Below are 20,461 nucleotides of genomic sequence, written 5' to 3'. Positions count from 1 at the left end.
CGTCAGTCGACGCCCCGCCCCGCCCTGAACCGGGCGGCCGCCGCCTCCAGGTCCACGATCGGGGCGGGGTAGTCCAGACCCGCGCGGTCGGCGTCGTCGAGCCGCGGGAGACGGTGGACCGCCCTGGCGTCGAGGTGGCGCAGTTCCGGGAGCCAGCGGCGTACGTACTCCCCGTCGGGGTCGAAACGGCGTGCCTGGACAAGGGGGTTGAGGAGCCGGTTCGGGCGCGTGTCCGTGCCGGTTCCGGCGGCCCACTGCCAGTTGAGCTGGTTGTTCGCGACATCGCCGTCGACCAGCAGATCCAGGAAGTGGCGGGCGCCCACCCGCCAGTCCACGTACAGCGTCTTGGCGAGGAAACTCGCCGCGAGCAGACGGGCCCGGCCCGGCATCCAGCCCTCGTGGCGGAGCTGGCGCATGGCCGCGTCGACGACCGGATAGCCCGTACGGCCGTCCCGCCAGGCCTCGGTCTGCTTCGGGGCGCGGCGCCAACGGTCGCGCCGGGGGCGGTAGTCGTGGTCGGCGGCGTCCGGGCGGGCCGCCAGGACCTGGTGGTGGAACTCGCGCCAGGCGAGCTGGCGGACGAACGCGTGCGCGCCGGGGTTGTCCTGGGCGCGGGCCCGGTGCAGCAGTTCGGCGGGGGACAGGCAGCCGAAGTGCAGGTACGGCGAGAGCCGGGAGGTCGCGTCGGCGGCGAGGTCGTCGTGCCGTTCGTCGTAGGCGGACAGCGGGCCGGACAGCCAGGCCCGCAGCCTGCGGCGGGCCTCGGACTCCCCGCCGTCGGGCAGTCCCGGCGAGGGGGAGCCCGACGCGAGGGCCTGCGCCCCGGGCAGGCCGGCCGAGCGCACGTCGGGCGGCCGTACGGCGTCCGGGGCCGGCAGCACGCGCCGTACGGAGAAGCTCTCCCAGCGGCGGAAGTACGGCGTGAAGACCGCGAAGTGGTCCTTGCCGCTGCCCGCCGGGGTCAGCGCCCCCGGCGGTACGGCCGTCAACGAGGCGTCGTGGACGCGCAGTTCGCGCCGGTCACCGGCCAGCTCCGCCCGCAGCCGTTCCTCGCGCCGTACCGCGTACCGGCTCACCCCGCCCGCGAGGTGCACGGCCTCGGCGCCGGTCTCGGCCGCCGCCCGGCAGGTCTCCTCGACCACGTCACCGACCCGCACCACCAGCCGCCCGCCCCGCTCCCTGAGGGCCGCGTCGAGATCGGCCAGGCTGTCGGCGAGGAACGCCGCACGGTTGGGCACGGCGAAGCCGGTGCGACGGATGCCGCTGTCGACGACGAACAGCGGGACCACGCGTTCCGCGTCCCGCAGGGCGGCCTGCAGCACGGGGTTGTCGTGCAGCCGCAGGTCCGCGGTGAAGAGGGCGACGCAGACGCGCAAGGTTCCTCGATCCCCTGGTGGGTGGGGCCGTTTGGGGGTGGGGCCTCGGGCGGTGGGCCGGCCCCTTCGGCCGCGGCGGCGATGTTACGGGCCGTACCGCCGTAGCCGGCGGAACCTGCGCGCTGCCGCGTGGCCCGGTGCGGGTGCGGGTGCGGCCCGGACCCCGGCACGGCATCCGCACACCATGGGCGGCGCCCTGCGCGCGTGACGGCCCCTGCGATGTCAGTGGCATCCCCTGGGTTCGAGGCATGAGTTCTTCGCTGAGCGTCCACCTGCTCGACGTCGCCGCCACCCGTGCCCTGGTCGGATCCCGCAACGACCAGTTGCTGCAGGTCATACGCGACGACTTCGGGGACGACCTGACCCGCGACGACGACTGCTTCGGTCACGAGATCGAGCGCGGCGCCCCCACGGCGTACGAGGCGCTGCGCGCGGTCGTCCACGGCGGGCCCTTCAGCGAGAGCGAGGACCACGCCTTCCAGTACGGCTACGCGTACAAGCGGCTGTGCTCGCTCACCGGCACGTTCCTGGACAACAGCTGCTTCACACCGCACCGGGGCGACTGGCTGTCACAGGTCGACCAGGGCCTGAAGGCGCTCGGCATCACCGCCGTGTCCGTCGAGGACTTCGGCTACGGCGCTCTGCCCGCCCCGCTGCCGTACACCCACACACCGGGCTGCGGCACCTGGACGCCCGAGGACATCGCACGGGCGCTGGAACAGTTCGAGGCCACCAAGCGGGCGGTCGACGAGTCGGGCGAGGCGCCGCCGCTGGAGCCCGAGATCGTGGACGCCGTCATGCAGTGCCTCGGCTGGATGAGGCGCGCCGAGGAACAGCCGGGCTTCGGGGTCATCGGGTTCCGTTCCTGACGTCGCGGACGCGGGCGTTCACGGCCGGTGCCGTTCCCTTCGGTGGTCGCGTTCGCCCGCCCGGGACGGTGACGACCGGTCGAGGGTCTCCTCCGGCGCGAGTTGGGACAGGGCTTCGGTGAGGCGTTCGCAGACCCGCTCGATCTCCCCGAGGGTGCGGTTGCGCTCGGTGATGATCGCCGAGAGCAGCAGGGCGGTCAGGGACACGGTGCCGTTGAAGGCCTGGAGGATGACCATCTGGGCGAGGAGGTCGTGCCCGGCGAAGGGGCCCGCCCCCGTCGCCCCCGCGTGGATGGTGATCATGGAGGCGATCAGCACGCAGGGGGCGGCACCGGCGAGCTGGAAGCGGAAGGCCGCCCAGATCAGGAAGGGGACGACGAGGAAGAGCAGGTCGACCCGGCTGTGCGTGGCCAGCACCGAGACCGCCGCCGTGCCGCCGAGCAGCGCCACCGCCTCGGCCCAGCGCAGCGCGGACACCCGCCGTGGCCGCCGGGCCTCGCGCGCGGCCAGCAGGAGCGGCGCGACGACCAGGACACCCATCGCGTCGCCGGTCCACCACACCGACCAGGTCGGCCAGAAGTCATCGGCCGCCAGCGCGTCGGCGGCCACGAGCACCCCCGTGCCGACCGTCGCGCTGACCACCATCCCGATCAGGGCCCCGAGGAAGACCAGCGCCAGGGCGTCCTGGAGCCGGTCCAGAGTGATACGGAAGCCCACGCGCCGCAGCAGCAGGAAGGCGAACACCGGCGCGAGCGTGTTGCCGGCGGTGATGGCGAGCACGGGGAGGATCGACGGACCCAGCGTCACGTTCACCAGGAACGCGCCGAGCGCGACGGCCGGCCACATCCGCAGGCCCCACAGCAGCAGGACGACGAGGGCGATGCCGGTGGGCGGCCAGAACGGCGTGACCTGCCCGCGTACCAGTTCCTGCTGCAGACCGATCTTGCCGCTGACGTAGTAGGCGGCCACGACGGCTGCCACCCGCAGGCCTTCGACGGCGTACTGCCGGCGCAGCGCACCGTGTGCCGCGTCGGTCATCTCCGCCTGCCCCGCGGTCGGTGCCGGGCGGGGTGGTCCGCACGGGCGCCCTGCGCGTCGTATCCGACGCCGGCCACGTCATCGAAGCCGCGCATGCCCGTTCACCCCTCGTCCTGCCTCTGCTGCTGGAGCCCTCCGTAGCGAAGGACGAGGACGGCCGCGTCGTCGCTGTGGCCGGTGGCGTCCGCCACCCGGATGATCCGCCGGGCCAGCTCGTCCGGATCACTGCGGCAGGCGCTGCCGCCCGCCAGCGCGGCCACCCGCTCCAGCCCTTCCTCGATCGGGTAGCTGGGGCCCTCCACCAACCCGTCGGTGACCAGCACGAACACACCCACGTCGGTCAGCGACCGACGGGTCGACGGATAGTTCTCGCCGGCCTGGATGCCCAACGGCAGTCCGCCTTCGTTCATCACGATGTCGCAGCGGCCGTCGTCCGTCGCCCAGACGGCCGGGACATGCCCGGCGCGGGCGTCGGCGAGCTCGTTCGTCACCGGGTCGAAGCGCAGGAACGAGCAGGTGACGAAGAGGCCGGAGTCCATGGAGACCAGCAGGTCGTTGGTGCGGCGGAGCACCTCCGCCGGGTCCGTGGTGGCGGTCGCGACGGCCCGCAGACAGGTGCGCACCTGCCCCATGAGCGCGGCCGCCTCGACGTCGTGCCCCTGCACGTCCCCGATCGCGAACCCGACCGAGCCGTCGGGCATGTGGAACCCGTCGTACCAGTCGCCCCCGATGTCCAGCCCGGCCCGCGCGGGGGCGTACCGTCCCGCCGCGTGCAGGCAGGGCAGGACCGGCAGCTCGCCCGCGAGGACCTGGCGCTGCAGCGCGGCGGCGAGTTCGACGCGGGCCTGCTGGAACTTGATCCGGTCCAGTATCCGGCCTGTCAGATCGCCGAGCGTCTGGAGCAGATCTCCGGTGCCACCGGGCTGGGCGGTACGACGGTGAGGCATGGCATCACACTCCGGGTTTCTGCGGAGTTGCGCCATTCAAGACGCTTTTACGGTACCCCCTGTGCCGGGGCCCACGGGTTCCTCGCGGATCAGCGGCCCGAGCCCGGCCGGGAACTTCGCGCGGTCGGGGGGAGTTGCCAGGGGGACGCGTGGAAACACGCGCCGCGACCGGAACGACACGGGCTGAAGCCGAGGTGGCACGGATGGCGATGTGGGATCGGATCAAGGACCAGGCCAAGGGTCTGCAGCAGCAGGCGCAGGGCAGGACCGGCGCGGGCGGGCACGGCGCGGGCGGGCACGGCCGGCCGGGTTCGGGATCCTCCGGGGGCTCGAAGGCGCAGCTGGTGAGCGCGCTCAAGTCCCAGCTCACGTCCCTCAAGACGGAGCTGAAGAGCGGTGCCTACCGTGACGCCAGCATGGCCATGTGCGCCCTGGTCGCCGCCGCCGACGGGCATGTCGACCCGGCCGAGCGCCAGCACGTGGAGTCGCTGATCCTGAACAACGACGTCCTGCAGAACTTCCCGTCCGAGCAGCTGCGCCAGCGCTTCAACAAGCACGTCGACCAGCTGTCGTACAACTTCCAGCAGGGCAAGACCGAGGCCCTCCAGGAGATCGCCAAGGCGGCGAAGAAGCCGACGGAGGCCAGGGCGGTCGTCCAGACCGGCTTCGTCGTCGCGGGCGCGGACGGCTACGTCGCCCCGGCCGAGGAGCAGGTGCTGCGCGAGGCGTGCTCGACCCTGGGTCTGTCCCCGCAGGAGTTCGGTCTCTGACCGGCCTCACGGCTCGGCGTCCGCCTCGGTCGCGTGCGGCTGGAGCGGGAGCGTGGTGGCGACCTCGAAGCCGCCCTCGGGGCGGGGGCCGGCGTTGAGTTCGCCGCCGATGGAGTGGGCGCGCTCGCGCATGCCCATGACGCCGAAGCCCTGGGGATGCCCGGCCCCGGTTCCCCCGGGGGCTGCCCTGGGCCCGTCGTTCGTGACCGTGATCATCAGGCGGGTGCCGGAGTAGGCGAGCCGGACGTGGGCGGCCTCGGCGGTGGCGTGCTTGGTGACGTTGGTGAGTGCCTCCTGCACGATGCGGAACGCGGTCAGGTCCACGCCGGGGGACAGCGGCCGCGGCTCGCCCTCCGTGGTGACCGTGACGGTGACGCCCGCCGAGGCGCACGCCGAGACCAGCTCGGGCAGCCGGGTCAGCCCGGGTGACGGCTCCAGCGGCGCGGAGTCCGGGTCGCCGTTCTGCCGCAGCAGTCCCAGCGTGGCCTTCAGCTCGCGCAGCGCGGAGGACGTGGTGCCGGTCAGGTCGGTGAGGATCTTCCGCGTCTGCTCCGGACTGCTGAGCGCCAGATGGGCGGCCGTGCCGGCCTGGGCGTTGGCCAGGGCCAGATGGTGGGCGACGACGTCGTGCAGCTCACGGGCGATGCGCATGCGCTCCTCGGTGACCCGCAGCCGTGCCTCCTCCTCCCGGGTGCGCTCGGCGTGCTCGGCGCGGGCCCGCATCGAACTCAGGTAGGCGCGCCGCAGCTGCGTCATCTTGCCGGCGGCCAGGGGCAGCATCAGCCAGAAGAACGGGCCGATCGTGCGCAGCAGCAGCGAGATGTGGTCCATGGAGTCGGAGAACGCGGCCGCCAGCATCAGCGCCACGACGGTGGGGATGCCGTAGGCGCGGGTGGTCTTCCGGTCGGTGTGGTTGGACAGCCAGAACAGCGCCGCCATGATCGGCGCCAGCAACAGCGGGGTGACCAGGTATCCCACCGCCACGACGGCGACCGTGCAGACCGCGGTCACGACGAGGGCGACGCGCGGGTGGGTGCGGTGCTTCAACAGGGCGAGGCAGGAGATCCCCAGAAGGACGGCGCTGGTCCGGTCCTGGTCCGGTGGCTCCGCGCCGGGCAGGGTGAGCAGGCTGCCGAGGGTCGCGGAGCCCATCAGCGCCGCGACGACGACCAGGTCGATGACGAAAGGGTGGCGGGCGGCGAACCCCTCGAGGCGGTCCGCGTAGCGGCGCTCCTGGCTGGTGGTCACGGTGCTCTCCGGTCGGTGTGCTGCTGAGGCCATGGTGGACGATTCCGTCACGGACGGCCGACGGGGCCGCCCGTGACCTCGTACCGGGTCGCGGGCGGCCCCTGGGTGGGGGGTGGGCCGGTCGATCAGGTGTGCGCCGCTTCCAGGTCGGCCGTCCCGGCCGGGTCCCGCTCCGTCTCCGTCTCCGTCTCCGCCTGCGGCCGTCGGCCGAGCGCCTCTCCCTCCACGTCCACCCGCGGCAGGATCCGGTCCAGCCACTTCGGCAGCCACCAGGCCTTGTCGCCGAGCAGGGCGAGCACGGCGGGCACGATCGCCATCCGGACGACGAAGGCGTCCAGGAGTACGGCGGTGGCGAGCCCGAACCCGATCATCTTGATCATGGAGTCGCTCTCCCCGATGAACCCGGCGAAGACCGCGATCATGATCAGGGCGGCGGCCACGACGACGCGAGCGCTGTGCCGGAAGCCGGACGTGACGGCCTGTCCGGCCGACTCCCCGTGGACGTACGACTCCCGCATCCGCGAGACGAGGAAGACCTCGTAGTCCATGGCGAGCCCGAAGACGATGCCCACCAGGAAGATCGGCATCAGGCTCATGATCGGCCCGGTCTGCTCCACGCCCAGCAGCTCCGCGCCGTGCCCCTGCTGGAAGACCACGACGACCGCGCCGAGGGAGGCCAGCACCGACAGCAGGAAGCCGAGGGCGGCCTTCAGCGGGACGAGCAGCGACCGGAAGACGACGAGCAGCAGCACGATCGCCAGCCCGACCACCACGATCAGATACGGGACCAGCGCGGACTGCACCTTGTCGGCGATGTCGATGTTCATCGCGGTGGTGCCGGTGACCTCGAAGGTCGCCCCGGTCTCGGCCTCCACCCCCGGCCGCTCGCCCCGGATGGTGGTCACCAGCTCCTTGGTCTTCTCGTCCGTCGGCGCGGTGGACGGCACGACGGAGAAGACGGCGGTGTCACCGGCGTCGTTGAAGCGGGCGGGGGACACGGACACGATCCCCTTCGTGCCCCCGATCTCCTCGGAGACCGTCGCCACGGCACCCTTCGGATCCGCGTCCCCCTTGACGTCCACGACGACGGTCAGGGGCCCGTTGAAGCCCGGCCCGAAGGCGTCGGCGAGCGCGTCGTAGGCCCGCCGCTCGGTGGTGGAGGTCGACTTGGCCTCGTCGCCCGGCATGCCCAGCTGCAGCTGGGTCATCGGCACGGCGAGCGCCCCGAGGCCGACGACGCCGAGGAGCAGCACGGGCAGCGGCCGGCGCAGCACGAACCGCGCCCACCGGGTGCCGCCGTTGGTGTCACCGCCCTCCTCGATACGGCCGCTCTTGCGGGCCTTGCGCGACAGCACGGCGTTCGGCCAGAACCCGAGGAAGGCCGGGACCAGGGTCAGCGCGATGAACACGGCGACGACGACAGCGCCCGCCGCGGCCAGCCCCATCTTGGTGAGCATCGGAATACCGACGACCGAGAGCCCGGCGAGCGCGATGACGACGGTGAGCCCGGCGAAGACCACGGCCGACCCGGCGGTCCCGACGGCCGTCCCGGCCGCCTCCTGCGGCGTACGGCCCTTGGCGCGCTCCTCGCGATAGCGCGAGACGACGAACAGGGCGTAGTCGATGCCGACCGCGAGGCCCAGCATCATCGCGAGGGTGCCGGTCGTGGTGGACAGGCCGAGGGCGTCGGCCAGGGCGAGGATCGTGGCCATGCTGACGCCGACGCCGACTATCGCGGTCAGCAGCGGAAGCCCGGCGGCGGCGAGGGAACCGAAGGTGATCAAGAGGACGACGGCGGCGATCGCGACGCCGATCACCTCGGCCGCGCCGCCCGGTCCGCCGCCCTCGTCCATCGCGGTCCCGCCGGCCTCGACGGTGAGCCCGGTGTCCCGGGCGTCGTCGATCGCCTTCTCCAGGTGGGTCCTGCTGGCGTCGGTGAGGTCATTCGCCTTCACCTTGTAGGTGACGGTCGCGTACGCCGTCGTACCGTCCTTGCTGACCGCCTTCGCCTGGAACGGGTCGACGACGGACCCGACCTGCGAACCGTCGCCCAGCTCGGCCACGGCCTCCTCGACGGCCTTCTTGTTCTCGGCGGCGGTCACCTTCTCACCGCCCGGCGCGACGAACACGACCCGCGCGGTGGCACCGTCGGCCGTCGCGCCGGGGAAGCGCTCCTCCATCAGGTCGAACGCCTTCTGCGACTCGATGCCCGGCATGGAGAACTCCTCCTCGGAGGCTCCCGGAGCCTTGAGGGCACCCAACCCGACGGCGGCCAGCACGGCCGCCCAGACCAGGGCGACGTACCAACGCCGCCGGAAGGCCAGACGGCCCACGCGATAAAGGAAAGTAGCCACGGCAGGGGGTCTCCACATCTGGGCTCGAATGTGATCCCAGGCTGTCCGGAGCGGGGGTGCCGTGTCGTCGTGCGGGTGCCGACAATCCGCTGTACTGAGAACGCAGTACGCGGTGGTGGATACGTCAGCCAGAGGTACGACGGGGGAGGGCTACGGGGGGCTACCCAAGGGGCGGCTACCCGAGGGGTGGGCTACCCGATGTCGACCACACGAGCCCACGCGGGCGGCGAGTCCGGCACGTATTCGGGATCGTCCTCGTCCGACGAGCCGGTCGACCCCTGCCGCGGGAACAGCCCCACGACCGTCCGGCACGGCGGTCGCTCACTCGGCCACGGCGTCTGACCATCCGTCAGAGCGACGACGACATCGGGCCGGGGCCGCGTCCGCAGCGCCCTGGCGAAGCCCGCGCGCAGATCCGTACCCCCGCCTCCCACCAGCGGTATGCCCTCGGCACGGCACAGCCGGTGCACACCCCCGGCCGCCGCGTCGCACGGCACCACGCTGACCAGATCGCGCCGCCCGCCCACGGCACGGGAGATCGCGGCGACCTCCAGCAGCGCACTGCCCAGTTCGGTGTCACTGACCGAGCCGGAGGTGTCGATGACGACGCAGACACGGGGCGGCCTGCGCCGCAGACTCGGCAGGACGGCGCCCGGCACCGAGGCCGAACGGCGCGAGGGACGGCCGTACGTGTAGTCCTCGCCGGCCCCCGCGCCGGAGGCCGCCGAGCGGACCGCGGCGCCGAGCAACTCCCGCCACGGCTGCGGCGGATGGAAGGCCTCCTCCGCCCACCGCTGCCACCCCCGCGAAGCGCTGCCCGGCCGCCCCTTGATGCCCTGCGCCACCCGGAACCGGACGGCGTCCCGTTCCTGCGCGCTGAGACCGTGCGCGCCGTCCGCCCCCATGTCCCAATCCCGCTCCAGCCCGTCGGCCCCGCTGCCGCAGTCCAGCCAGGCCAGATCCTGCGTGCGCGGCCCCAGCCGGAACTGCCGCAGGTAGTCCTCCATCAGCTCGCCGTCGTGCAGCATCAGGGTCGACGGCCGGACGGCGCCTTCGGGCCGGGCGAGGCCCTCCCCGTACACGTCGTCGTTGATCTCGCAGTCCGCGGCGATGTTCATCCGCAGCCGCTCCCCCGGCCCGGTCAGCCCCCGCTCTCGCGCCACGCGGTCACTGCGCCCGTGATGGTCCCGCAGCAGATGCGACACCTCGTGCACCCACACCCCGGCCAGCTCCTCCACCGGCATACGGTCCACGAACGCGGGCGAGACGTAGCACCGCCAGTACCGGTCGACGGCCATCGTCGGCACGCGCCGGGACTCGACGACGTGCAGGGCGAACAGGGCGGTGGCGAGGTAGGGGCGGACGCGGGCGGCGTGGAGGCGGGCGGTGAAGAGTTTGTCGCGGTCGAGGGGGCGAGCGGCCAGAAGCTCGTCACGGTCGAGGGCGTGGGGCGAGACCTCCGGGGCCCCGGGCGCACCCGCGCTCATCGCCGCCCCGCCTGCGCGCCGGCGGCCGCCGTCCGGCCCGCCACCTGATCCGCCCTCCGGGACAGCGACACGACCCCGGCGAGCCGCTCGATCGACGCGGGAACGTCCCAGTCCTCCCGACGCAGGGAGGCGAGGGTGGACGCGGGTACGACGACGAGGTCCGGCGCCCCGGTCTCCAATGCCCGTACAAGAAGTGCCCAGGCCGCATCCCAACGCGCCTTCTCCATACGCCCCCGCACGGCCTCCACCACCCCGTCGAGCACGGCCTGCCGCAGATCCCCCCGCTCGGGGAGCACGGCACCCGCCGGATCGGCGAGCAGCAGCTCGGGATCCGGCAGATCCATGCGATCCACGCTCGCCAGCAGCTCAAGCCCCGGCCCGTCCCCCACGGTGCCCCTGACCAGCAAGGAGAGCACGTCCCGCGACGAACCGGCGGCGGTCGCGAAGGCGATCAGCCGCTGCGTCATCTCCCAGCTCCGCGGAGAGGGCCACGGTCCGCCCCGGCGCGTCTCACTGTTGGGCAGCCGGTGCACGAGCCCCGGACGCCCGGCCAGCAGCCCGCACACCGCACGCCGTGCGAAGTCCACGGCCTCGGCCAGCTTCTCCGGATCGAGCCGCGGCAGGGTGGCCCGTGGCCAGGTCCCGCCGAGTCCTCGTACGACGACCTCGTGGTCGTGGGCCCACTGCAGATGCACGAACCGGTTGGCGAGCGGCGCGCTCAGCTCCCAGCCGTCGGCCGCCGAGGACCGGGGGTTGGCGGCGGCCACGATCCGCACACCCGGCGGCAGCCGCAACGCCCCGACCCGCCGCTCCAGCACCAGCCGCAGCAGCGCGGCCTGCACGGCCGGCGGCGCGGTGGACAACTCGTCCAGGAACAACAGCCCTCGCCCGGCCCTCACCAGCCGCACGGCCCAGTCCGGCGGGGCCATCGGAACCCCCTGCTCCGCGGGGTCGTCCCCGACGACGGGCAGCCCCGAGAAGTCGGACGGCTCATGAACGCTTGCGATCACGGTGGTCAGAGGGAGATCCAGGGCGGCGGCGAGCTGGGTGAGAGCAGCGGTCTTGCCGATTCCCGGCTCACCCCAGAGGAGGACGGGCAGATCGGCGGCGACGGCCAGGGTGAGCGCCTCCAGTTGGGTGTCCGGGCGGGGTTCGGTGGTGGTGTCGGTGAGGAGGGTCAACAGGTCGGCGGCGATGTCGAGTTGGGTGGGGGTGGGGGCGGGGGCGTGGTGGTGGTTCTGGGTGCTCATGGGCATGTGGGATCACCTTTGGGTTTAGGGGGACGCGGTCCCCGGATCAGCGAGGTCAGTGAGAAGTCGCCTGGCAGAGTCACCTGGGCGGGTCACATGGGCGGGTCACATGGGCGGGTCAGAAGAAGGCCCTGTGGTGCCGGTGGGCCGAGGCCGGCACATGGCGCGCCTCAGTCAGATTCGCGTTGCGCGGATGCTGCGCCCGGTACTCCCGGGCCGGCCGATCCACTCGTCGTAACGAACCCGCCCCGGCCCCGGCCCGACCAACCCGGCCCTGAACAGCCCGTACGTGATCCGCTGCCGCGCGGCCGCCTCCAACTCGTCCCGCAACGGCCCGTCACGCAACACCGCGTCGGGCCCCAGCAGCCCCTCGACGACGGCCAGCGCCCCGGCGATGTCGCCGTGGTCGAGGCGCTCGCGCACGTCGGGCAGACAGTCCGGCCGACGGTGCGCCTCGTCGATGGCCCGCAGGCACGGCAGCGGCGTACCGGTCAGCGCGGCCAGCAGTTCCTCCCGCCGGACCTCTTCCGGATCATGGTCCAACGGAGCCAGTACGCCGTCGACGAGCCCGATCCGATGCCGTGCCCCCCGGCACTCGACGAGACGCGGCTGCCCCGCCGGATCGGCGCCCGGGAACGGCCGCCGCGCCGAAGGTGAACAGTCCGGCACGAGGGCGCGGGCGACCAACGGATGCAGCCCATCGGCGTCGATGAGCCCCGCGCGGAGCAACTCCAGGTCGGGAAGCACCCAGGTGGCGGCGTCGGGAAGGACGGCCGGAACGGAGGAGGAACGCCTGGCGGACGCGGCGATCCGCAGCGAGAACGATCCACCGGGACCGTCCGCACCCTCCGTCTCACCCTCACCCTCACCCAGCTCCAGAACCAGCCGATGCCGTCCCCCCAACCGCACCAGCACAGCCCCACCGGACAGCCCCTCGGCACGCAGCAGCACCCGCGCCTCGTCCGCCCACCGGTCAACGGCACAGCGGCGCCAGTAGGGCAGACGCTCAGGAAGGTCAGGATCCAACGCGGCCGGATTCCCGTGGGCGCCGTAGGCCCCGCCGAACCCTTCGGCCCCGTCGAACCCCCCGCACCGGTATCGCAGTTCACCGACCCGCCGGGCATCCCACAGATGCCGGTGCAGATCGAGCCGGAACCGCCGATTTGGCCGAGGATGCGGATGCCGAAGTGCGCTACTCGACTCGCGCCCGCCCCGGCTTCCGTCCCACAGCGCAAGGCTGATCCGCTGACCGGCATCGGCCCAAGCGGGCGGAGTCCGCACCACGAGGTGCAGCGGCCGCTGACGCTCCCGCGACTCATGGCCGTACTGGCCGTACTGGCCGTACTCGCCGTCCTGGCCATACGTGGCCAGCGTGAGAGTCAGCCCGGAACGCAGCAGCCCGTCGGGAGCGACCCGAGGCATGTGCCAACGCAGCAGGTCAGGAGCGAGAGCCCGCAGATCGGCCCGCACCCGCCCGGCGATGTCCCGCCCGTAGTCACGAGTCAGGGACCGAAGATTCAGATCGACATCGAAGCCGGCGGCGGCACAGGCCCCCGCCCAGTCGCCCACCACCCGACGGGCGGTAGCGGTCTCGATCATGGAGGCCGGCACGGCGAAGGCACGCACGCGCGGCCAGAAGGAAAACGACGAGGGACGTTGGAAGAGCCGGGTTTCGGCTGCCCCGTTCGCGATCGGAGTGCCCATCAGCACTCACCTTGCGCGGACGGGACCCCCAATCTGTCAACACAGTGAGTGGTCATCGCGGACGAGCGTAACGCCGCGCGAGGCAAGCAGCCAGAGATTTTCCGCCCCCGGCGACCGCTGACCCATGGAAAACTCCCGCACGGGAGCCCCACATCCACCACCCCCACGTGCTCTGCTGCTGCCGAACCACGGCTGACCAGCACGTTGAGGCCGCGAGGGCCTAGAGACACCCGCAGAGCCAGTAGCAGGGCGTAACATCGCGAAGTCATGACCTGTTCGAGCCCGCGGGCGGCCCGGTTCGTCGGATGCGCTGTGCTGGTGTCGGCGTTCCTTCTCACCTCGTGCACGACGTCCGGCAGCGGTGGGGACGACGCCGGGGATTCTTCGCAGTCGCCTGCACCGAGATCGACTCGAACGGCAACCGAGCCGTCGGAGAAGAAGCTCACCGAGCGGGCCCAGGCGGCGCTTGCCGCCGTCAGCAGCGGGACGCTCGTCGAGGCCGGCGTGGAACGCGTGACCGACGGTATCCACACCGAACCCGGGCTGAGCGAGGGGAAGACTTACCGGCTCAAGCTGGTATGCGTCGGCAGCGGCAGCGCGGAGCTGGAGTTCGTGCCCGCGAACGCCGGTACGGCGGCCACGGTGCCGTGCGATGAGTCAGTGGTTCAGCAGCGGGTCACTGCGGACGAGTTGGTCCGCATCAACGTCGCCGGCGCCAAGGGGGCGACCGGCGTGATCGCTTGGCAGATTGACGCCCCGTAGGACGCCCTGCGGTTCGATTCGCTGTCCCGACAACCGCCGATCTCGCCGAGTGCAGCGGCAACAGCGATCTCCCCGCACCCTGACATTCGTCAGGACCGCCAACACCGCCCCTCTCCCTAGGCTTCAAGCCGTCCCCATCAAGCGCACCAGCACCGACCCCCAGTACCAGTTCCGGGTCTGCGGTTCGCTCATCTCGGACGGCCGGGTCGAGTGCTCCGACTGGTGGTAGGCCCCGCCGACCTGCACCGCTCACCGCTCACCACGAAAGGTACGAAAGCCATGCGCAGACTTCTCCACGGCATCGCCGCGCTCGCCCTCACGACCGCCGCCGTCCTGACCGGCGCCAGCCAGGCCCAGGCCGAGGGCGGCACTTGGGACGGGTGCCCCTACGGCGCCGTCTGCATCTACCCGGAGAACGTGACTCCCGCCCACAACCCGAACCCGAGCCACATCTTCTACTCCTACGGGTTCCACCCCATCTACAACCAGTACGGCAACCACTGGATCTTCAACAACCAGTACGACGGCGCCCTCGCCGGGCTGTGCAAGTCCGTCAACGGGGACTGTCACGAGACGATCCCCCCGCAGGAAGGCTGGTACGTCGACCTCACGCCGATCAACTCGATCCTCCTGCGGGAGCACCTCCAGTGAGGCGTCGTCTGTTCGCTGCCGCCGCCGCGCTGCTGCTGGTCAGCGGCGTGGCGGGGTCCGCCGCCGCCAGTGCCTCCGCCAACGCCGGGGCCACTGCCTCCGCCAACCCCGCCGTCGCGTCCGTCCAGGTCCCCGCCGGCGTCACCGCCGGGGTCGCCGTCTTCGACCGGCAGACGGGAACCTTCACCGAGCAGCTCAACGCGAGCGCCCGCTTCCGGTCCGCCTCCGTCGTCAAACTGCTGCTGGCGCTGGACTTCCTGTGGAACCGGGGCCCCGACTACAGCGTGCCCGCCGCCGACCGGGCCCGGCTGGAGCCGATGCTGCGCAGCAGCAACGACCAGGCGGCCAACCACTACTGGTCGACGCTCGGCGGCTCGGCCGTCATCAACCGCATGGTCGGCCGTCTCGGACTGCAGGACACCGCACCGCCGCCCGCCGGGTACGAGGGCTACTGGGGCTACACCTCGCTCTCCGCCCGCGACACGGTGACGATCTACCGCTACCTCCTGGACTCGGCGCCGGGCCCCGTGCGCGACTTCGTCATGGGCAACCTGCGCCAGTCCACCCGCTGCGCCTCGGACCGCTTCGACCAGCACTTCGGCATCGCCGGGGCGTTCGAGAAGCCGTGGGCGGTGAAGCAGGGCTGGGCGGGATCGTCGTATCCGGAGGGCACGTGCGGTACGGCAACCGCCTTGCGCACGGCGGAATCGGGGACAGGGACGGAGAGCGCGCCCGCTCCGGCCGCCGCCGCCGACGTGGACCTCACCCGTCCCGCGCTGCACAGCACGGGAACCGTCGGCGCCGGTGACCGCAACATCGTGGCCGTGTACACGCTGCACCCGGTCGGCACGTCGTACGGGAAGGCGTACACGGACATCGGGCGGCTGACCCGCTCGCTGAACGTTCCTGGGGCCGCACGGCCGGCGGGGTGGTGGTACGGCACGTGGAGCGACCATGTGAATGTGCGTCCGGATCCGTCCACCGGCAAGTCAGCGATCACCCAACTCCCGGCGGGGGCCGAGGTGTTGATCGGATGCCAGGCGAGGGGGGAGGAGGTCCGAGTGCCGCCGTACACCAATGACTGGTGGGCCTATCTGCCCCAGTACGGCGGCTGGATCTCCAACATCTACGTCAGCTCGCCCGACAACAAGATCCCGGACGTCAAGGAGTGCTGAACCGTCAAGGAGTGCTGAACGCGAGCCGGCGATGAACGCCGGCGGCCGACGACCGCTTCCTCACCCCTCGTACTCGGCGAGGAAGCGAAGCACCTCCTCCACGTGCGGCCGTACGCGTTCGGGGACGCCGCGCTCCTCGATGACCGTGCGATCGCTCGTGCGGTAGCCGGCCGCGATCAGCGCGGGGAGGTCCTCCGTCGGCAGATGGGCCTGTTTGAACCGCTGGTCGAGCCAGCAGGCGTACACGCTCATCGTGGCGATCGCGTCCGGTGGCGAGCGGTAGTCCTTGTCGCCGTCGCCGTCACCGTCCACCGCCCAGGCCCGGAACACCGACGGTGTCCACATGGCGATGCCGTACTCGTCGGTCGCCGGGCGGGCGGCGTTCGCGTCGAAGCCGCTCTCCGCCTTGATCAGGGCGGCGAGCAGCGCTGGGGTGACCTCCTCGTCGGTGCAGCGCCGGGCGGCGCTCACGATGACCGGGCGCAGCGCTTCGGGTACGTCGGAATCCTCCGGGATCTCCCCGGCGGCAGCCGGAGTTTGCGCGCCGGTGACGACGGCGGGTGCGCCTCGCCCGGCGTCGTCACCACCGGCTCCACCGGTACCCCCGGCACCACCGCCCCCTCCGCCTCCGCCCCCGAGCAGCGCGAACCCGGCTACGGCGGCCGCCGCGACACCGGCCAGGGCCACCGCGGCGACCGGCAGCAGTCGGCGCCGGCCACGCCCGCCGCCGGACAGTTGCCCGATCCGGGTCGCGAGGCTCGCGGCGGTGTGGCGGAGGCGGGCCGGGTGGTCCGGTGCCAGGCAGTCCCCGATGATCCGGCGCCAGTCCTCGTCGAGCCCGGCGTCCAGACGCAGCGGTGCGGTGCCGCGGGCGTAGGCCTGGGCGGCGAGCGAGCGGGCGCGGGCGGTGGCGCCGGGGAACGGGTGGAGGCCGCCGGTGAGCACCTGGTGGGCGAGGACGCCGAAGGCCCAGATGTCGGCGGTCGTCCGCACCACCGCCCCGTCGGCGCCGGTGCGCTGGGACCACCACTCGGGCGGCAGGTGGTCGAGCGTGCCGAGGGGCGGCATGTGGGCGTGGGTGCCGTCGAGTTCGGTGGCGAGGCCGAAGTCGGCGAGCCGGGCCTCGCCGTCCGCGCCGAGCAGGACGTTGGCGGGTTTGAGGTCGCCGTGCACCCAGCCGGCGTCGTGCATATGGGCGAGCCCGGCGGCGACGCCGCGCAGGATCCGTACGGCGTCCGGGACCGGGCTGCCGGTACCGGCGGAGTCCAGCACCTGGCGCAGGCTGGCCTCGGCGCGGTCCATGACGAGCGCGATGGCGCCGTGCAGATCGGGCAGGTCGGGCGCGTCGACGGTGCACACGGCGTGGGTCCGTACGAGGTGAGGATGGTCCGCCTCGGCGCTGAACCGCACCTCGCGCGCGACCAGTTCGCCGAGCGCGGCCCGCTGATTGGGTGCCAGGGCACCGGTGGGCAGTACCTTCACCGCCACCGTCGTGCCGTCGGCGACCGCGTGCGCCTCGTACACGGTGCCCCAGCCGCCCGAGCCGATGACCGTGTCCAGCTGCCAGCCGTCGACACGGAAACCCGAGGGCAGCCGCGGCGTTGTGAAAGCGAGCTCGTCCGCACCCGCCTCTGCGACCTCCCGCGCACCCGCCTCTGCGACCTCCCGCGCACCCGCCTCTACGATCTCCTCCGCGCCCTTCTCCGTGATCTCCCCCGAGCCCGTGTCCGCGCCCGTCTCCGCGATCTCCTCCGCGCCCTCCTCGGCGCCCGGCGAGGTCACGAGCAGGTTCCCTGCGGTGCGGGCCGCTTGCGGGACGGCAGCAGGGCGAGGTGCTCCTCGCGGACCAGGCCGAAGCGCAGGGCGAGGGAGGCCAGCCGGGTGCGCTTGGCGCCGGTGCGGGCGTTGCCGTCCGCACCGGGCTCGTCGCCGACGTCCAGGCGCAGCTTCGCGAAGGCCAGGTAGTCGATGTGGTAGTTCACGGCGGAGCGGGTCAAGCCACGACAGCTCTCCAGCGGGCGCAGCCGCTCCGCGATGTCCCCCGCGCCCGGCAGCGCGCTGTCCGAGGGGTCGCGCAGCCGTGGCTCGCACAGGGCCACCAGCACCAGGAAGTACTTGGCCGTCGCGTCGAGCGCGTAGGGGTGCACGGTCAGCTCCCCGGCACCGGGCGCGGACCGTTCGTCCAGGTAGGCGTGTTGCGGGGCGAACACCTTGAAGTCGGCGGTCCCGCTCAGCGCGGGCAGGACGACCCGGGAGAACTCGAAGGGCACCGGCGCCCCGAGCCGGCCGGGCGCGACGGTGATGTACTCGCCGGCCCCCTCCAGGTTCTCGACCACATACGCGGTGTCACGGCTGAAGTTCGACAGCCGCCAGTAGTCTTCGGCCGCCTCCAGCCGCCCCGCCCGCCGGGAGATCCCGGGGTCGGGCAGGACGACGGCGACTCCCCCGCCGCCGGGCAGTCCGCGCCCGAACTCGGCCACGTCCCCCGGTCCCATGTGCAGCAGTTCGGGCTTGCCCGCGCCGACGGCATCCGGCCGCGGCGGACCGGGCGGCTGGACGATGATCGTTTCCATGCCGGCTCTCCCCCGATGTGGTCGCCAGGGTCGCGCGGCGGTTCCGGTCGCCGCCGGCCTGGCGTGGTGCGTACATGATCAGGTGTCGCGACTCCCGGCGGGTGGCGGATGGTCGGTCCGGGCCCGGTCGGTGCGGTGCGACACCGAGAGCATCACCGGTCACAGCGGCCACCGCAAGCGCTTCCGCCCGTTACTCCGCCCTGGAACCATCCCTCCCCTTCTGACCTGCGGTTACGTGCGGGCCTGGGATGCGTGCCGAGCCCTGGCCCGCACCCGTGTCAGTGCCCCCTGGCACTATGCACCGCATGACCTCGGCCACCGCAGCCGACTACGGCTGGATACGTTCCCCGTCCTCCCTGTTCCGGTACGCGCTGGAGATCGGGTACACCCTGACGCTCGTGCGCGGCGTCTCGCCTGACGAGTTGCTCAGGATGGCGGGGGCGGACACCGAGCCGCCAGGGGAGTGTGCGGGGCTCGGTGAACTGATCGAGCGGCACCAGGAGTTGCTGGAGGACTGCGACGACTGGCCCGAGGCCTTCATCGCCGGCGCGTTCACCGTTGAGGGCGAGGGAGGGGACTGGGCCCTCGTCCTGGACGTCGGCGGCGACCTGGGAACGCGGCCCGGCTTCATGGAGTCCCTCTCCGCGGGGACGCGTGCCGTCTCGCATTCGAGCAACGGGGGGAAGCCCATGGACTTCTTCCACTGGTACGAGAACGGCGAGTTGCGGACCACCTTCGAATGGCCGTCGGTCAGGACCGGCAGCACTCCCGATGACCTGAACGCCGTGATGACGGACCTCGGCCTCGACCCCTCGGGTGACCAGGACACCGATATCGATCGCAAGGCGGCTGTCTTCGCGCTGAGCGAGCGCCTCACGGGCGTACAGGTCACCGAGGAGCTGCTGGCCGAGGCCGTGTACCGGGTGGGCGAGGTGCCGGAAGAGCCCGCCGAGGAGTGGGAGAGCGTCACCGTCGACATCACGGATGCGCGCGGCGAGCGGACCTACGTGGAGCTTCGACGGGATCAGCTCTGATTCGGGCCCTGCCTCAGCGGAAGTTGACGTCGCCGCACAGGAAGTACGTCTGGTCCATGTGCGCTCCCGCACCGCCCAGGCCGCGCCTCGTGCGACACGTCCGCAACGCCGGTTCGCGCCAGATTCACGGGACTCGCGTAGGCGTCGTCTCCACCCGTGCAGGCGTCGGCACAGACGTCCGCGCGGTCGACGGTGCGGTCGTCGGCGCCGATGACGGCTCGGCCGTCGCCGCCGAACCGCCCGACGCCCTGGGCTCGGTGGGCGTCCCGTCGCTCGCCGAGGCCGAAGGAGCCTCCGTCTCCGCCGGAGCCGGAGGCACCGTCGGTGTCGGCGCGACCGATTCGGTGGGCGACTCCGACGGGGTCGGGGTCGGCGACGGCTCGGGTGGCGTGGGGCGGCTGGTCGCCGGTGGGGGTGCCAGCGGAGGCGCCGGGGTCGTGTGGCCGCCGTCGGGCCTGGCGAAGTGGAGCGGCAGGGCGATGAGGGCCGCGACCGCGACCGCCGCGCCGGCCCCCGCCGCCGTACGCAGGAGGCGGCGACGCGACGCCCTGGCGCGGATCGCCTCGTAGTGGCCGGACGGCGCGGCGAGGCGGTCGGAGGGAGGGCGCAGGATCACCGCGAGGGGGTCGTCGGGGGAGAGCTCCGGGACGTCCGGGTCGTCGTCAAAGCGTGTGGTCAAGGCTTCTCCTCAGATGGGCGCGGAGCAGTTCGCGGGCCGCGTGGAGGTCGGCCTTGACGGTCCCTTCCTTGCGTCCGGTCAGCACGGACACCTCCCGGATCGGCATGTCAGCGTAGTAGTGGAGGAGGATCGGGGTGCGGAGGCGTTCCGGGAGTGACTGGACCAGCAGGCGTACGGACGGATCCGCCGGATCAGCGTGTTCCGTACGGGAGTTGACCTCTGCCTCGGCCGTGACCCGGCGCATCGCCTTGCGCTCGCGCTCCAGCTTGCGCCAGTGGTCCCGGACCAGGTTGGCCGCCGTGACGTAGAGGAAGCCGCGCGGTTCCTCCACCCGGCTCCAGCGGGCCCAGAGCCGGGTGAAGGCCTCGGAGGCGATCTCGTGGGCCGTCTCGTCGTCGTCGACGAGCCGGCGGCACCAGCCGGCCAGGCGCGGGTACAGGGCGGCGAACAGCTCGGACGCTGCCTTGTCTCGGGACCGTTTCAACGCTCTCCATGGTCGTGAGGAACTGGCACCGCACTCCTGGGGGAAGATGCCGGGCCGTCG

General features: G+C 72.4%; 18 protein-coding genes. 7 read left to right on the top strand and 11 right to left on the bottom strand.

The window, feature by feature from the left end; genetic code table 11:
• Positions 1–2: 2 nt before the first annotated feature.
• Complete coding sequence (locus EJ357_RS24150; RefSeq protein ID WP_126393644.1) at positions 3–1,376, bottom strand: cryptochrome/photolyase family protein; 1,374 nt, start codon at positions 1,374–1,376, stop codon at positions 3–5.
• 248 nt (positions 1,377–1,624) lie between these two features.
• Between EJ357_RS24150 and EJ357_RS24145 the strand changes: the two genes are divergently transcribed.
• On the top strand, positions 1,625–2,245 hold the full coding sequence (locus EJ357_RS24145; RefSeq protein WP_126393643.1) for a DUF7691 family protein: 621 nt from the start codon (positions 1,625–1,627) through the stop codon (positions 2,243–2,245).
• An 18-nt stretch (positions 2,246–2,263) separates the two neighbouring features.
• Here EJ357_RS24145 and EJ357_RS24140 read toward each other — a convergent pair whose 3' ends face one another.
• Together EJ357_RS24140 and EJ357_RS24135 are read right to left on the bottom strand one after the other, a co-directional pair.
• Positions 2,264–3,283: an MASE1 domain-containing protein gene (locus tag EJ357_RS24140; RefSeq protein WP_126393642.1), complete on the bottom strand. Its 1,020-nt coding sequence runs from the start codon at positions 3,281–3,283 to the stop codon at positions 2,264–2,266.
• Positions 3,284–3,384: 101 nt separating this feature from the next.
• Positions 3,385–4,230: a PP2C family protein-serine/threonine phosphatase gene (locus EJ357_RS24135; RefSeq protein ID WP_126393641.1), complete on the bottom strand. Its 846-nt coding sequence runs from the start codon at positions 4,228–4,230 to the stop codon at positions 3,385–3,387.
• Between the two features lie 203 nt (positions 4,231–4,433).
• On the opposite strand from EJ357_RS24135, the gene EJ357_RS24130 reads away from it, so the two are divergent.
• On the top strand, positions 4,434–5,000 hold the full coding sequence (locus EJ357_RS24130) for a tellurite resistance TerB family protein (protein WP_126393640.1): 567 nt from the start codon (positions 4,434–4,436) through the stop codon (positions 4,998–5,000).
• Between the two features lie 6 nt (positions 5,001–5,006).
• On the opposite strand, the gene EJ357_RS24125 is transcribed toward EJ357_RS24130, so the two are convergent.
• The 5 genes from EJ357_RS24125 to EJ357_RS24105 all read right to left on the bottom strand — a co-directional run bounded on the left by EJ357_RS24125 (position 5,007) and on the right by EJ357_RS24105 (position 13,043).
• Entirely contained in the window at positions 5,007–6,248 is a 1,242-nt protein-coding gene (locus EJ357_RS24125; RefSeq protein ID WP_126393639.1) for a sensor histidine kinase, read from the bottom strand.
• 125 nt (positions 6,249–6,373) lie between these two features.
• A complete protein-coding gene (locus EJ357_RS24120) occupies positions 6,374–8,602 on the bottom strand; it encodes an MMPL family transporter (RefSeq protein ID WP_175647494.1) in 2,229 nt (742 codons plus the stop codon).
• Between the two features lie 191 nt (positions 8,603–8,793).
• Positions 8,794–10,089 (bottom strand): vWA domain-containing protein, encoded by a 1,296-nt coding sequence (locus EJ357_RS24115; RefSeq protein WP_175647493.1) that lies wholly within the window; start codon positions 10,087–10,089, stop codon positions 8,794–8,796.
• Positions 10,086–11,339 carry an AAA family ATPase gene (locus EJ357_RS24110; protein WP_407698525.1) on the bottom strand — a complete coding sequence of 418 codons (1,254 nt, stop codon included), beginning with the start codon at positions 11,337–11,339 and terminating at the stop codon, positions 10,086–10,088. Before EJ357_RS24110 ends, EJ357_RS24115 begins: the two co-directional genes overlap by 4 nt.
• A gap of 174 nt (positions 11,340–11,513) precedes the next feature.
• The gene (locus EJ357_RS24105; protein ID WP_228473152.1) at positions 11,514–13,043 is read right to left on the bottom strand and encodes a hypothetical protein; all 1,530 of its coding nucleotides are present in this window, start codon (positions 13,041–13,043) and stop codon (positions 11,514–11,516) included.
• 312 nt (positions 13,044–13,355) lie between these two features.
• On the opposite strand from EJ357_RS24105, the gene EJ357_RS49490 reads away from it, so the two are divergent.
• The 3 genes from EJ357_RS49490 (at position 13,356) to EJ357_RS24085 (ending at position 15,631) form a co-directional block, all read left to right on the top strand.
• Positions 13,356–13,805 (top strand): hypothetical protein, encoded by a 450-nt coding sequence (locus EJ357_RS49490; protein WP_228473151.1) that lies wholly within the window; start codon positions 13,356–13,358, stop codon positions 13,803–13,805.
• A gap of 279 nt (positions 13,806–14,084) precedes the next feature.
• Positions 14,085–14,456 carry a hypothetical protein gene (locus tag EJ357_RS24090; RefSeq protein WP_126393635.1) on the top strand — a complete coding sequence of 124 codons (372 nt, stop codon included), beginning with the start codon at positions 14,085–14,087 and terminating at the stop codon, positions 14,454–14,456.
• The gene (locus EJ357_RS24085; protein ID WP_126393634.1) at positions 14,453–15,631 is read left to right on the top strand and encodes a hypothetical protein; all 1,179 of its coding nucleotides are present in this window, start codon (positions 14,453–14,455) and stop codon (positions 15,629–15,631) included. Before EJ357_RS24090 ends, EJ357_RS24085 begins: the two co-directional genes overlap by 4 nt.
• Positions 15,632–15,691: 60 nt before the next feature.
• On the opposite strand, the gene EJ357_RS24080 is transcribed toward EJ357_RS24085, so the two are convergent.
• Both EJ357_RS24080 and EJ357_RS24075 read right to left on the bottom strand, forming a co-directional pair.
• Positions 15,692–17,413, bottom strand: a complete 1,722-nt coding sequence (locus tag EJ357_RS24080; protein WP_228473150.1) for a serine/threonine-protein kinase — start codon at positions 17,411–17,413, stop codon at positions 15,692–15,694.
• On the bottom strand, positions 17,410–18,204 hold the full coding sequence (locus EJ357_RS24075; RefSeq protein ID WP_126393633.1) for a serine/threonine protein kinase: 795 nt from the start codon (positions 18,202–18,204) through the stop codon (positions 17,410–17,412). Before EJ357_RS24075 ends, EJ357_RS24080 begins: the two co-directional genes overlap by 4 nt.
• Positions 18,205–18,509: 305 nt before the next feature.
• On the opposite strand from EJ357_RS24075, the gene EJ357_RS48415 reads away from it, so the two are divergent.
• Together EJ357_RS48415 and EJ357_RS48410 are read left to right on the top strand one after the other, a co-directional pair.
• The gene (locus EJ357_RS48415) at positions 18,510–19,238 is read left to right on the top strand and encodes a DUF6461 domain-containing protein (RefSeq protein WP_175647492.1); all 729 of its coding nucleotides are present in this window, start codon (positions 18,510–18,512) and stop codon (positions 19,236–19,238) included.
• An 89-nt stretch (positions 19,239–19,327) separates the two neighbouring features.
• The gene (locus EJ357_RS48410; RefSeq protein ID WP_175647491.1) at positions 19,328–19,807 is read left to right on the top strand and encodes a hypothetical protein; all 480 of its coding nucleotides are present in this window, start codon (positions 19,328–19,330) and stop codon (positions 19,805–19,807) included.
• A gap of 93 nt (positions 19,808–19,900) precedes the next feature.
• Here the strand turns inward: EJ357_RS48410 and EJ357_RS24060 are convergent, their stop codons facing one another.
• Positions 19,901–20,401 (bottom strand): RNA polymerase sigma factor, encoded by a 501-nt coding sequence (locus EJ357_RS24060; protein ID WP_126393632.1) that lies wholly within the window; start codon positions 20,399–20,401, stop codon positions 19,901–19,903.
• Positions 20,402–20,461 lie beyond the last annotated feature (60 nt).

This window comes from Streptomyces cyaneochromogenes (genome assembly GCF_003963535.1).
Taxonomy (GTDB): Bacteria; Actinomycetota; Actinomycetes; order Streptomycetales; family Streptomycetaceae; genus Streptomyces; species Streptomyces shaanxiensis.
This window is presented reverse-complemented; position numbering and strand designations above follow the sequence as displayed.

Excerpts from the sequence above, each read along its gene's own strand:
- EJ357_RS24145 (WP_126393643.1), top strand. The coding sequence starts at position 1,625 with ATGAGTTCTTCGCTGAGCGTCCACCTGCTCGACGTCGCCGCCACCCGT.
- EJ357_RS24140 (WP_126393642.1), bottom strand. The coding sequence starts at position 3,283 with ATGACCGACGCGGCACACGGTGCGCTGCGCCGGCAGTACGCCGTCGAA.
- EJ357_RS24135 (WP_126393641.1), bottom strand. The coding sequence starts at position 4,230 with ATGCCTCACCGTCGTACCGCCCAGCCCGGTGGCACCGGAGATCTGCTC.
- EJ357_RS24130 (WP_126393640.1), top strand. The coding sequence starts at position 4,434 with ATGGCGATGTGGGATCGGATCAAGGACCAGGCCAAGGGTCTGCAGCAG.
- EJ357_RS24115 (WP_175647493.1), bottom strand. The coding sequence starts at position 10,089 with ATGAGCGCGGGTGCGCCCGGGGCCCCGGAGGTCTCGCCCCACGCCCTC.
- EJ357_RS24110 (WP_407698525.1), bottom strand. The coding sequence starts at position 11,339 with ATGAGCACCCAGAACCACCACCACGCCCCCGCCCCCACCCCCACCCAA.
- EJ357_RS24105 (WP_228473152.1), bottom strand. The coding sequence starts at position 13,043 with ATGGGCACTCCGATCGCGAACGGGGCAGCCGAAACCCGGCTCTTCCAA.
- EJ357_RS24090 (WP_126393635.1), top strand. The coding sequence starts at position 14,085 with ATGCGCAGACTTCTCCACGGCATCGCCGCGCTCGCCCTCACGACCGCC.
- EJ357_RS24075 (WP_126393633.1), bottom strand. The coding sequence starts at position 18,204 with ATGGAAACGATCATCGTCCAGCCGCCCGGTCCGCCGCGGCCGGATGCC.
- EJ357_RS48415 (WP_175647492.1), top strand. The coding sequence starts at position 18,510 with ATGACCTCGGCCACCGCAGCCGACTACGGCTGGATACGTTCCCCGTCC.